We start from the raw sequence: 11,724 nt of genomic DNA, 5'->3' as shown, positions 1-11,724 counted from the left end.
CCAGCAGGGCGCGGGCAGCCTCGGCGGCGACCTGCTCGCCCGGGCGGAGCTTGCGGTAGATGTCCTTCAGGGCCTCTTCCTTGGTGAGGATCGAGTCCTTCTCCAGGGTGGCCTCGATCGAGGCGTAGCCCTTGAACTCCTCGAGGATCTCCTCGGAGGTCAGGCCGAGGGCCTTGAGGAACACCGTGACGCTCTGCTTGCGCTTGCGGTCGATGCGCACGCCGACCTGGTCGCGCTTGTCGATCTCGAACTCGAGCCAGGCACCGCGGCTCGGGATGACGCGAGCGGAGTAGATGTCCTTGTCGGAGGTCTTCTCGGGAGTGCGCTCGAAGTAGACACCGGGCGAGCGGACCAGCTGGGACACGACGACACGCTCGGTGCCGTTGATGATGAACGTGCCCTTCTCGGTCATCAGCGGGAAGTCGCCCATGAAGACCGTCTGGGTCTTGATCTCACCGGTCTGGTGGTTCATGAACTCGGCCTCGACGTACAGCGGTGCGGCGTAGGTCTTGCCGCGCTCCTTGCACTCGTCGATGGTGTACTTCTCGGGCTCGAGGAACGGGCTCGTGAAGCTGAGCTGCATGGTCTCGCCGAGGTCTTCGATCGGGGAGATCTCCTCGAAGATCTCATCGAGACCCGAGTTGCTCGGCAGGTCTTGACGACCGGCCTTCTTCGCTTCGGCGACGCGTGCCTTCCACACGTCGTTCCCGACCAGCCAGTCGAAGCTCTCGGTCTGCAGAGCGAGCAGATCCGGAACGGTCAGGTTGTCGGTGATCTTGGCGAACGAGAGCCGCGAAGCGGCCCGACCGTTCTTGGGTGAAGTGGTGGTTGCGTTGCGCGCAGCAGCCAAGGAAATAACCTCCGTGGGCCCCGTCGGGCCTTGCGTTACTTACGGTCGATGGTGTCGAGAACTCCCGAGATATGGTCTGAACCCGCAATATGGTTCTAGAGTGTTGCTGCGTGGTTCGCCGTCTGGCCCGTTATCTGGCTTCTGGCTTTTCCACGCGGCTGCCGACCACAATATGAAGGCATGGTTGTTCTGGGAGCGCAAAGAACAACTATAGGCACATCCGACACGCCTGTCCAGTCTTTTCCTTGACCAGTTTCGATTTCTCCGGTATAACCGCGGGATGACTGACGCCGAGCCCTCTCTTCCTTGGGAGAAGGGGCTGGAGGGCCGCTGGCGGCGCATCCTCTCGTCGGCGCCGACGCGCGGACCCGTCTCGTGGCTGGTCGAGTTCCTGGTGTTCGGGCTGAAGCAGGCCTGGGCCTGCGTGTTCGGCGGAGCGCTTCTCGCAGTGATCTTCGCAGCCCGGCTCTGGTACCCGTCCGATGCGTTACTGGCCCGGAACGACTTCCTGACCCTCGCGGCGATCGCCATCCAGATCGTGATGATCGCGACGCGCCTGGAGACCTGGCGCGAGCTGCGGGTGGTCATCCTGTTCCACGTCGTCGGCACGGTGATGGAGCTGTTCAAGACCGACGTGGGATCGTGGACGTACGGGGGCGACGGCATCCTGCGCGTCGCCGGCGTGCCGCTGTTCAGCGGCTTCATGTACGCGGCCGTCGGATCGTATCTGGTGCGCGTCTACCGGCTGTTCGATCTGCGGTTCACGCGCTATCCGCGGATCTGGCTGACGGCGGTGCTGGCCGGAGCGATCTATCTGAACTTCTTCACGCACCACTACATCTGGGATCTGCGGTGGGTGCTGCTCGGGCTCGTGGTCGTGGTGTTCGCGCGTTCGGTGATGCATTTCCGGGTGTTCCGGCGCACCTATCGGATGCCGGTGCTCGTCGCGTTCGCCCTCGTCGCGCTGTTCATCTGGTTCGCCGAGAACATCGCCACGTTCTCCCAGGCGTGGAGCTACCCCGATCAGGAGGGCGGCTGGCAGCTGGTGTCGGTGGCGAAGCTGGGGTCGTGGTTCCTGCTGATGATCATCTCGGTGGTGCTGGTGACATGGGTGTATCCGCCCCGGGCTCCGGATGCGGCCGCGCCAGGCGGACTGTCCTCGCAGTCCCGGTAGGGTCGGGGGATGGCCAAGGACCGGGATTCGCGCGCGGGCGCCGCGCCGCATCCGTCCCGCCGGCTCGCCGACGGCCTGCTGGCCACCATCGAGGAAGACCGGTTCCGGCCGGGCACCCACGTGCTGATCGTCGACGGCACACCGCAGTCGCACGTCGACGTCGACGACCCCACGTACCTGTCGTTCGAATACGTGAGGCGGATCGGGCACGGCATCGACCTGGTGGCGCCTTCCGGTCAGCCGATCACGGCCGTGCACCTCGGCGGCGGCGCGTTCACCCTCCCCCGGTACGTCGAGGCGACCCGGCCGGGGTCGCGGCAGCAGGTCGTGGAGATCGACAGTTCACTGGTGGAGTTCGTGCGGGAGGAGCTTCCGCTGCCCAAGGGGGCCAGCATCCGGGTGCGTCACGGGGATGCGCGAGCGGTGCTGGAGAAGTTCCCGCCGGGGCTGCGCGGGTCGACCGATGTCGTGGTCGTCGACGTGTTCGCCGGGGCCCGCACCCCGGCCCACGTCACGAGCGCGGAGTTCTACGAGGCCGTGGCGAGCATCCTGAAGCCCTCGGGGATCGTGGCCGTGAACGTGGCCGACGGGGCGGGGCTGGCGTTCGCGCGCAGCCAGGCGGCGACGCTCGCCCACGTGTTCGCCGAAGTGGCTCTGGTGGTCGACCCGCAGATGCTGAAGGCCCGCCGGTTCGGCAACGTCGTCGCGTTCGCGTCGGCATCCCCTCTTCCCTTCGAACGGATGCCGCGGCTGGCCGCGAGCGATCCGGTGCCGGCGAAGGTGGTGACCGGGAGCGAGCTGCGGAACTTCATCGCGGGGGCGCCCGTGGCGACGGATCAGACCTCGACGAAGTCGCCGGCCCCGGCGCGGAGCATCTTCCAGGTGGGGCGGAAGGCTTCGTCGGACGACTGATTCGCAGGCGGTTTCTTTCGCAGGCGGTTTCATTCGCAGGCGGTTCCTAAGGAATCGGGTCAGGCTGGATGCAGGCTCATCCCCAGCCCCTAGCGAGAGGATTCGCCGATGGATCGCAGACCCGTCATGCGCGGTGCCGGAGTGGTGCTGACCATGACAGCCCTCGTCGCGGTGCTCGCCGCCTGCGCGGCCACTCCGGCCGAAGCGCCGACCACGACGGCGAGCGCCACTGCTTCGCCGTCGGCCACGGCATCCGCGACGCCCTCACCGGCCGTGACGCCGACACCGACAGCGGCGGCTGATCTCAGACCCCTCGTCCCGTCGGGTGATCCGGTGCCGATCGCCGCCGGGCTCGAGGCGCCCTGGTCGATCGCCCAGCTGACCGACGGGTCGATCTTCGTGAGCGAGCGCGACACGGCGCGCATCCTCGAGATCGTCGGCGGTCAGGCCGTGCCCGTGTTCACGGTGCCGGACGTGGTGCCCGCCGGGGAGGGCGGGCTACTCGGCCTCGCGACCCTCGAGCTGGACACCGGCTCGTACCTGTATGCCTACTTCACCGCCGGCGAGGGCAACCGGGTGGTGCGGATGCCACTCGCCGGCAGCCCGGGAGCGCACACCGTCGGTGCGGTCGAGACGATCCTCACGGGCATCCCGAAGGCCTCGAATCACAACGGCGGGCGGATCGCCTTCGGACCCGACGAGATGCTCTACGTCACGACGGGCGACGCCAGCACCACGTCGAACGCGCAGACGCTGGACTCGCTGGGCGGCAAGATCCTGCGGGTCACCGAGACCGGCGGCGTACCCTCGGACAATCCGTTCCCCGGCTCCCCCGTCTACACGCTCGGGCATCGCAATCCGCAGGGGATCTCGTGGGCTTCCGACGGCACGATGTGGGCCGCCGAGTTCGGGCAGGACACGTGGGACGAGCTGAACCGCATCACGCCCGGGGCGAACTACGGCTGGCCGGTGGTGGAGGGACTCGGCGGCGACCCGACGTTCGTGGACCCGGTCGTGCAGTGGCCGACGGACGACGCGAGCCCCAGCGGGATCGTCGTCGTGGGCTCGACCGTGTTCTTGGCCGGACTCGGCGGCGAGCGCCTCTGGACCGCGAGCTTCGAGGGGGCCGCCGCCGAGTGGTACGGCGGTGGTCAGCTGGGGCGGATCCGCGACGTGGTGCGGGGGCCCGGGGCATCCGTGTATCTGATCACCAACAACACCGACGGGCGGGGGTCGCCGCGCGCGGGCGGGGACGTGCTGTATCAGGTGAACCTGGTGCCGGCGGGGTGAGGGCGGTTCTCCACAGGCGCGGATGGTCGCGGATTTCTCCACCATGCCGGGGTGGCTGAGGCGGATGGCGGATGCGCTGGGTACCCTTGAGTGGACGGGATCCGAATCCCCTCGGAGGCCAGCCGCGTCTGCCCTGGCGCCGGCCTTCGGCAAGCAGCATCGGGAGCACGAACTGAGCATCATCACCGGGTACGACATGACCACCCTGCGCGAGAAGGTCGACGTGCGCGCCGCGAGCGAGCGGCTCGACGAGCTCGGGCAGCTGCGCTCCCTCTCGGCTCTGAACGAGAAGGTGGTGCTGCTGCGCCTGCTCGGCCGGCTCGACGAGGCCTTCACCATCGCGAACGAAGCCGTTCGTCAGGCACGCTTCTCGGGTGACCGCGAACAGGCGCTGGGTGCCCGCATCCGGCGTGCCCAGGTGCAGCAGTTCCAGGGCAAGTACCCCTCGGCACTGCAGGAGCTCGGTCTCTGCGTCGAAGAGGCGCAGACGCACGAGTGGGGAACGCTCGAGGCGACCGCCACACTCAGCCGCGGCAAGGTGCACTTCGAGACGGGCGACTTCGATGCGGCGCTGGTCGACTTCAAGGCGGCGGTGTTCTTGATGGAGCGGCTCGGGGCCTCGATCGATCAGCTGGAGAGTTCGCTGGTGGCGGTGGCGGTGACGGAGTCGTTCCTCGGCACCGGGCTGGCATCGCCTGCGTCGTCGGCGTCTGCTTCGGGTTCGGGTTCGGCCGCGTCTTCTGCGTCTGCGTCGACGCTGCCGGTGATCCCGACGTCTTCCTCGTCGGCGGCGCCGTCGACGTCCGGCGCCTGAGCGATCTCGGATGGCCGACCTCAGCCGTGTGACGACCTGGGCCAACGCCCTGATCGCCTTGCACTTGGATCCCACCGTCTGGCGCTTCGGGTTCGACAACGCCAAGACCAGGGCGGGGCAGTGCAACTACACGGCCAAGCGCATCACCGTGTCGCGGTACCTGGCCGCGCGGTACGACGATGACGAGGTGCACCAGATTCTGCTGCACGAGGTGGCGCACGCCCTGGCCGGCTCAGCCGCCGGGCACGGGCCACGCTGGGTCGCGATCTCGCGGGAGATCGGCTACGAGGGCAAACGCCTGCACGATGGCGACCGAGCCGACGAACTGGCGCCCTGGATCGGCCGCTGCCCGGCCGGCCACGAGTTCTACCGCCACCGCCGCCCCTCGGGCCGCCTCTCCTGCAGCCTCTGCGCCCGGGGCTTCAGTGCCGCACACCTGATCGCGTGGTCTCGCCGTGACGTGGCCGCCGTGCGCCGCGACGCGCGGGGTGCCGCCGCCCGTTCTGCCTGACGCTCCCTCGGCCCCCTCGACACACCCTCGGCCACGCGCCGGTGCTCTCGGCCACGCGCACGCTCACGCGCCGGCGCGACCGACTTCGGGGTCAGAGGCAGCCGATGGTGCCGCGGGCGGGGTCGGTGTACCAGAGGGTCCCCACCGAGGTGACGGCGAGTTCTCGCGGAGCTGCCCCGGCGAACGGCGGGCGCTGGAAGATGACTGCGCCGTCGAGGGCGATGCGGCCGAGGCCCAGCTGCTCGTCGGTGAAGTAGAGGCGCGCGTGGTGACCTGCCGCGAGGGAGGTCGGGTACCCCGGCCAGAAGGGGATGGTCGACGGGATGGGGTATTCGGTGACGACGTCTCCGGCAGCGACATGACTGACGAGGCCGTGCGTGCCGACCCACACCTCGCCGGCGGCGTCGACGGTGAGACCGTAGGTGTCCCCACCGCTCAGGAACAATTCGTCGAACACGTCGGCCACGGGGTCGTACCGTACCAAGACGGGAAGGCCGTCTCTCGAGTACCAGAGGCGACCGTCGCCGGCGGCCACGACGTGCACGACGAGCGAGCCGTGCGGATCCCGCACGCGGGTGATCGTTCCGTCGGGCGCGAGGGACGCGATGCCCTCGTTGGCGGGATCGCCGAACCAGATGGCCCCGTCGGGGCCGACGACCGGAGAGAAGGCGGTGCCGGACCCGCCGGTCGGGAACAGCGAGACCGTTCGGGAGATCGGATCGAAGCGCCCCATCTGCGGCATGGCGAAGTCGTTGAACCAGACGGCACCGTCGGGTGCCGCGAGGAGTGTGCCGATCGACGGGCCGCCCGGTCCGAGATCGACGGTCGCGTAGGCGCCCGGTGATTCCGCCGGGAACATGATCAGCTGCTTGTTGGCGTCATCCGTGTACCAGACGCGGTCGAGCGCATCGCAGAGGATCGCGCCCGGCATCCCCGCCGCGGAGGGCAACGCGAACTCGTGCCACGTGGCGAAGCCGCCCGGCCGCACATCGAGGGCGTGTGCCACCTCGGGTCGTAGAGCGGCAGCGGCGCCCGAGCCGACGACGGCCAGAGCCGCGGCGGCTCCGAGGAAGTTGCGACGGGACAGTGGGACGGATGACGACATAGCAGCTCCTTCGTGAGAAGAACGCCGCGCGACAGGGGGAGTCGCGCGGCGTTCGATTCACGGTAAGCCGGTGGGGCATGGGGCAGATATGAGTACTTTCTACCCTGTGGAAACTGACTGGTCCGGTGGACCGGCTCAGTCGGTGACCTGCACCTCTTTCCAGAAGGCCACGTAGTTGCTGAAGTCCTTCCCCACGCGGTCGAAGGCCGTCGGGTAGGGGGTGGGGTAGCTCCAGGCGCGGTCCTTCAGCGACTCGTCGCCGTTCTTCACGCTGAAGTACTGGCACTCGCCCTTCCAGGGGCAGGTGTACGGGGTGTCGCTCTTCTCGAGCAGGTCGGCGTTGACGCTCGCGGGCGGGAAGTACCAGTTGCCCTCGATCGCGATCAGATCTTCCTTGGGTGCTTCGGCGATGACGGTGCCGTCGAGAACTGCCTTCATGGTGGTGACCTCCAATGTCACCACCACGCTACGCCGGTTACCGCCATTGCAGCGAGTGACCCCAGAGATCGTTGATCCAGAGGTGCCCGGCGCCGTCGACATCGAGATTCGTGCGCGCCGCGTCGAGGCGGCTGAAGTGCAGGCGTCCCGCGGAGTCGATGGTTCCGAACCCGTACTCCTGGTCGAGGAAGGAGAGTTGAACGTCGTCGTCGCCGGCGAGGTCTCCACCGGTGAGGTCGACCGCGTGCACGGGGACGGGTCCGGGCGCGGCCAGGGGTCGAACCGAGACCCGGCCGTCTGGAGCGACCTCGGTGAACTGGTTCGCGCTGTCGATCCACACGCTTCCGCTGTGGGAGAGCGTCAGTCGCTCGCCATCGAGCGGACCGACGTGAAGATCGGCGAACAAGCCGGACGCGGGGTCGTACGCGCCCAGTCGATCGGCACCGGTTCGGCTGTACCAGATTCGCCCGTCCGGTGCAGCCACGACGTCGAGCACCTGCTCGCCGCTCGGCTCGGGAATGAGCGTGATCCCTCCAGCGGAGTCGACCCGCACCAGGCTCGTGAAGAACGGATCGGCGAACCAGATGTTGCCGTCGCTGCCGACGGCGAAGGACGTCGGGTTCACGGCGACGCCGGTGAGAGGGAACCAGGTCACTGCGGATGTGACCGGATCGACGCGACCCAGGCTGTGGCTGCGGCCGTCGCTGAACCACATGGTGCCATCGGGCGCCCCGACCATCCCCGTGACGTACGTGGACGCACCGAGCGGGAAGGCTTGTTGCGCGTGAGTCGCGGAGTCGATCCGAACCAGGGTGTCGTTCGCCGCGTCGTCGTACCACTCGTTTCCGTCGATGTCATGCGTCAGGCCCATCACCTGCGCAGTGGGATCGTCCAAGGCGAGGTCGTGCCACAACGAGATGCCGGTGGACGGCAGCTCGAGCGCACCCGCTTCGCGGGACGGGGCGGTGAACGGCGCCAACACGACCAGCGCGAGCGCGGCGCCGGTCGCAGCGGAAAGACAGCGGCGGTGAGTGATGGGTAGAACGAACATGGGTTTCTCCTCGGGTCGGGCGACGGGTCTGACGCACTGCGAAAGGTAATCACCCAGAGGACGAGGGGTGTTATGAGTACTTACTGCTCAGGCGTCGGCGTCGAGGGCGCAGGCGGCGAGGACCTCGGGGGTGCGGCCGGCGGCGGCCCACGACCGGCCGGCCGCCGAGGCGGTGACGAGGTGCGCGAGGGCACGGCGGAGGGTGGTGAAGGCGGCGCAGGCCGCCGCGGCCTCGGGTGAGGAGAAGTCGATGCCGAGCTCGGCGAGGGCGTCGACGACGGCGCCCGCTGCGAGGAAGTCCTCGACGGCGAACTGGCCGTCGACGCGGGCCGGAGTGACGAGATCGACGAAGACACGGTCGCCTCGGGCCGCCTGAGCCTCGAGCACGGCGCGCGCGGCGGCCGTGCGGGTTCGGAATCCGGCGACAGGCAGAGCAGCCGTCCGACCGCCGGCCGCAGTCGTGGCCGTCGCGAGCTCACCGTCGTCGAGCACGTCGACGACCAGCACGTGGTCGCCCGTGCGCTGCAGCGAGGCCAGGCGTGATGCGTCGACGGCGAGGTGCAATCGAACCTGGTAGCGCGACTGCGGATGCTCGGGGGCGGCGGCTTCGGCGGCGGTCTCTGTGGGCATCCGTCGATTTTACGAGCAGACTGAGGACATGCGCGTGCTGCTGAAGCTCATCCTCGACTGCGAACCGGATGCCGCGTGGCGCGCAATCCGGAGCCCTGCCGTGTTCCGGGAGGTGTCGAGCCCCCTGGTGGAGATCGAGTCGCTCGCGGCGGACGGGTTCCCGACCGTGTGGGAGCCGGGTCAGCATCCGGTCGCCATGCGGGGAGCGGGCGTGATCCCCATGGGCAAGCAGATCATCCGGCTGAGCGTGCAGACCGCCGAACGCGGGAACACCCGCATCCTGCACGATTCGGGCCAGGGGGTGACGGGCGCCGTGAGCAGCATCAAGCTCTGGGACCACCGGATGGCGATCGCGCCCGACCCGGCCGGCACCGGCAAGACGCTCTACCGCGATCAGCTCACCATCGGCGCGGGGCTGCTCACCCCGTTCGCCTGGTACAGCCTGTGGGCGTTCTGGCAGTGGCGCGGGCACAAGCTGCAGCAACTGGCGCCGAGCTGGGCGTTCGACCCGCCGCAGCCGGAAGCCGAAGGCGATCCGGACGACGACGCGCCCGGGACAGACAGCGGCCGGGAGCCCGGCCAGGAGGAAGCGACCGCATGAACCCCCGTGCCCTGACCGCCCTGCAGACCGCCGACTGGCGGATGCGCGTCTTCAGCATCTACGACGAGGTGCGCCGGCTGCGCAGCGTCGACCCCGCCGAGGCGCACGAGTTCTGGCGCGTATCCCGCGATGACCTCTTCTCGATGCATCCGGCCTCTCCCCTGCTGCCCGAGGATGCCGCGGGCTTCGGCGGTCTGCCGATCGCGCCGTACGACCCGGCGTGGAGCTTCGAGGTCGAGATCGAAGACGTGGCGGACGACGACCCCCGGCCGCGCCGTTTCGACTTCGAGACCGGCACCGACGGCGTCGTGCCCTTCGAGCTGCTCGGGATCGCGCGACTCGACGGCGTCGGCACGCTCGACGTGTGGCGGCTGGCCTCGTACGGCGGCGGTCTCTTCGTGCCGGTGAAGGACGCGCGGGCGGGCAAACCCGACGGCACGTACGGCGGAGGCCGCTACCTCGTCGACACCATCAAGGGCGCGAGCCTAGACCACACGGTGACGCTCGGGGTCGACGCCGACGAGGCGGTCGCAGCCCGCCCCACGATCGTGCTCGACTTCAATTTCGCCTACAACCCCTCGTGCGCCTACGACCCCGCCTGGGCCTGCCCGCTCGCCCAGCCGGGCAACCGCGTGGCGACCGAAATCCCGGTCGGCGAGGGGTACGTCGGATCCGTGCGCTAGACTGGGGGTACTCGTGGGCTCGATAGTGAGCCCCGTGCGTCGAAAGAACGCTCCCTCTTCTCGTGGAGGCGACCGGGCCTGACAGGCTCCGCGTCGGTCCATTTGCAGATACTTCTTGCGGCGAACGGATGCACCGTCGGTGCGTTCGCTGACTTCCGGGTGAAGCGTCTTTCATGTCGTGCGCTCCGGACTGATGCCGGAAAGGCACCAACCTTGACCAACTCTCCTTCCTCCTTCGGCGCGCTCGGCGTGCCCGCCCCCCTGGTGGCGTCGCTCTCCGCGAGCGGCATCACCGAGCCGTTCCCCATCCAGGTCGACACCCTCCCCGACACCCTGAGCGGCCGCGACGTGCTCGGCCGCGGCAAGACCGGCTCGGGCAAGACCCTCGCCTTCTCCATCCCCATGGTCGCCCGCCTCGCCGGTCAGCTCTCCGGCGGCAAGCGCCGCCCGGGCCGCCCGCTCGGCCTCGTACTCGCCCCCACCCGCGAGCTCGCCACCCAGATCGACGCCGTGCTGGCGCCGCTGGCCAAGGCCTACGGCATGACCACCACCACCATCTTCGGCGGCGTCTCGCAGGGCCGTCAGGTGACCGCGCTCAAGGCCGGCGTCGACATCGTCGTCGCCTGCCCCGGCCGCCTCGAAGACCTGATGAAGCAGGGCTTCGTCTCCCTCGACGCCGTGGAGATCACCGTGCTGGACGAGGCCGACCATATGGCCGACCTCGGCTTCCTGCCCGTCGTGACACGCATCCTGGACAAGACCTCGCAGTCGGGTCAGCGCCTGCTGTTCTCCGCCACGCTCGACAACGGCGTGGACAAGCTCGTGCGCAAGTTCCTGCACAACGAGGTTCTGCACTCGGTCGACGAGGCGAACTCGCCCGTCGCCGCCATGACGCACCACGTGTTCGAGACCGAATCGGTGGAGTCCAAGCGAGTTCTCGTGGAGAAGCTCGCCTCCGGCTCCGGCCGCCGCATCCTCTTCATGCGCACCAAGCACCACGCCAAGAAGCTCGCGAAGCAGCTGACCGATGCCGGCATCCCCGCCGTCGACCTGCACGGCAACCTCTCCCAGGTGGCCCGCGACCGCAACCTCGCGGCCTTCTCGGCCGGTACCGTGCGCGTTCTGGTGGCGACGGATGTCGCGGCCCGCGGTGTGCACGTGGACGACATCGAACTCGTCATCCACGTCGACCCGCCGGCGGAGCACAAGGCGTACCTGCACCGCTCGGGCCGCACCGCCCGCGCCGGATCGGCCGGTGACGTGGTCACGATCATGCTGCCCGCGCAGCGCAAAGACGTGAAGGATCTGCTGCGCAAGGCGGCGATCACCGTCACGCCCGAGGTCGTCACGGCCGACTCCGCGTCGGTCAACGCCCTCACCGGCGACGTGGCCGCGTACGTGAAGCCGGCCCCTCGCACCACGAACCAGCTGCCCGCATCGGGCCAGCGCCGCACCGGCAACGACGGCACCGGCCGTGGCGGCTCGGGCGCCGGTGGCGGTCGAGGCGGCTCGCAGGGCGCCAACGCACAGCGCAAGCGTGCGGCACGCGACGGATCGGGCGCGGGCGCCGAGGGCGGCCGCAGCGGTCAGGGTGGTCGCGGCGGCCAGGGCGGCTCGTCGAACGGACGCGGAGCACGCAGCGGCAGCGCCGGTGGCGGAAGCCGC

General features: G+C 69.1%; 12 protein-coding genes and 1 pseudogene. 8 read left to right on the top strand and 5 right to left on the bottom strand.

The annotated features are described in order from the left end of the window. Positions 1 to 850 (bottom strand): annotated as a pseudogene (locus Q0D75_RS20185) (DNA-directed RNA polymerase subunit beta); the annotation flags it as partial. A 280-nt stretch (positions 851 to 1,130) separates the two neighbouring features. Between Q0D75_RS20185 and Q0D75_RS20180 the strand changes: the two are divergent. From Q0D75_RS20180 to Q0D75_RS20160, 5 genes are all read left to right on the top strand, one after another. Next, the gene (locus tag Q0D75_RS20180) at positions 1,131 to 2,024 is read left to right on the top strand and encodes a DUF817 domain-containing protein (protein WP_291057530.1); all 894 of its coding nucleotides are present in this window, start codon (positions 1,131 to 1,133) and stop codon (positions 2,022 to 2,024) included. A gap of 9 nt (positions 2,025 to 2,033) precedes the next feature. Next, positions 2,034 to 2,936, top strand: a complete 903-nt coding sequence (locus Q0D75_RS20175; protein ID WP_291057528.1) for a fused MFS/spermidine synthase — start codon at positions 2,034 to 2,036, stop codon at positions 2,934 to 2,936. A 108-nt stretch (positions 2,937 to 3,044) separates the two neighbouring features. Further along, positions 3,045 to 4,226: a PQQ-dependent sugar dehydrogenase gene (locus Q0D75_RS20170; protein ID WP_291057526.1), complete on the top strand. Its 1,182-nt coding sequence runs from the start codon at positions 3,045 to 3,047 to the stop codon at positions 4,224 to 4,226. A 22-nt stretch (positions 4,227 to 4,248) separates the two neighbouring features. After that, a complete protein-coding gene (locus tag Q0D75_RS20165) occupies positions 4,249 to 5,040 on the top strand; it encodes a hypothetical protein (protein ID WP_291057524.1) in 792 nt (263 codons plus the stop codon). 10 nt (positions 5,041 to 5,050) lie between these two features. Beyond that, positions 5,051 to 5,551 (top strand): SprT-like domain-containing protein, encoded by a 501-nt coding sequence (locus Q0D75_RS20160; protein ID WP_291057522.1) that lies wholly within the window; start codon positions 5,051 to 5,053, stop codon positions 5,549 to 5,551. A gap of 91 nt (positions 5,552 to 5,642) precedes the next feature. Here the strand turns inward: Q0D75_RS20160 and Q0D75_RS20155 are convergent, their stop codons facing one another. The 4 genes from Q0D75_RS20155 to Q0D75_RS20140 all read right to left on the bottom strand — a co-directional run bounded on the left by Q0D75_RS20155 (position 5,643) and on the right by Q0D75_RS20140 (position 8,775). Then, the gene (locus Q0D75_RS20155; RefSeq protein WP_291057520.1) at positions 5,643 to 6,656 is read right to left on the bottom strand and encodes a twin-arginine translocation signal domain-containing protein; all 1,014 of its coding nucleotides are present in this window, start codon (positions 6,654 to 6,656) and stop codon (positions 5,643 to 5,645) included. Between the two features lie 135 nt (positions 6,657 to 6,791). Continuing rightward, positions 6,792 to 7,094 (bottom strand): DUF427 domain-containing protein, encoded by a 303-nt coding sequence (locus tag Q0D75_RS20150; RefSeq protein WP_291057518.1) that lies wholly within the window; start codon positions 7,092 to 7,094, stop codon positions 6,792 to 6,794. A 37-nt stretch (positions 7,095 to 7,131) separates the two neighbouring features. Continuing rightward, positions 7,132 to 8,145, bottom strand: a complete 1,014-nt coding sequence (locus Q0D75_RS20145; RefSeq protein WP_291057516.1) for a hypothetical protein — start codon at positions 8,143 to 8,145, stop codon at positions 7,132 to 7,134. A gap of 87 nt (positions 8,146 to 8,232) precedes the next feature. Next, positions 8,233 to 8,775, bottom strand: coding sequence for a hypothetical protein (locus Q0D75_RS20140; RefSeq protein ID WP_291057514.1), 543 nt, complete (start codon positions 8,773 to 8,775; stop codon positions 8,233 to 8,235). Between the two features lie 28 nt (positions 8,776 to 8,803). Here Q0D75_RS20140 and Q0D75_RS20135 point away from each other — a divergent pair, with 28 nt between their 5' ends. The 3 genes from Q0D75_RS20135 to Q0D75_RS20125 all read left to right on the top strand — a co-directional run. Continuing rightward, positions 8,804 to 9,376: a hypothetical protein gene (locus Q0D75_RS20135; protein ID WP_291057512.1), complete on the top strand. Its 573-nt coding sequence runs from the start codon at positions 8,804 to 8,806 to the stop codon at positions 9,374 to 9,376. Beyond that, complete coding sequence (locus tag Q0D75_RS20130) at positions 9,373 to 10,059, top strand: DUF1684 domain-containing protein (RefSeq protein WP_291057510.1); 687 nt, start codon at positions 9,373 to 9,375, stop codon at positions 10,057 to 10,059. Before Q0D75_RS20135 ends, Q0D75_RS20130 begins: the two co-directional genes overlap by 4 nt. 213 nt (positions 10,060 to 10,272) lie before the next feature. Next, on the top strand, positions 10,273 to 11,724 hold a 1,452-nt coding region (locus Q0D75_RS20125), incomplete at its 3' end, for a DEAD/DEAH box helicase (protein ID WP_291057508.1).

It is taken from the genome of Herbiconiux sp. (genome assembly GCF_023264855.1).
In the GTDB taxonomy this organism is placed as follows: Bacteria; Actinomycetota; Actinomycetes; order Actinomycetales; family Microbacteriaceae; genus Herbiconiux.
This window is presented reverse-complemented; position numbering and strand designations above follow the sequence as displayed.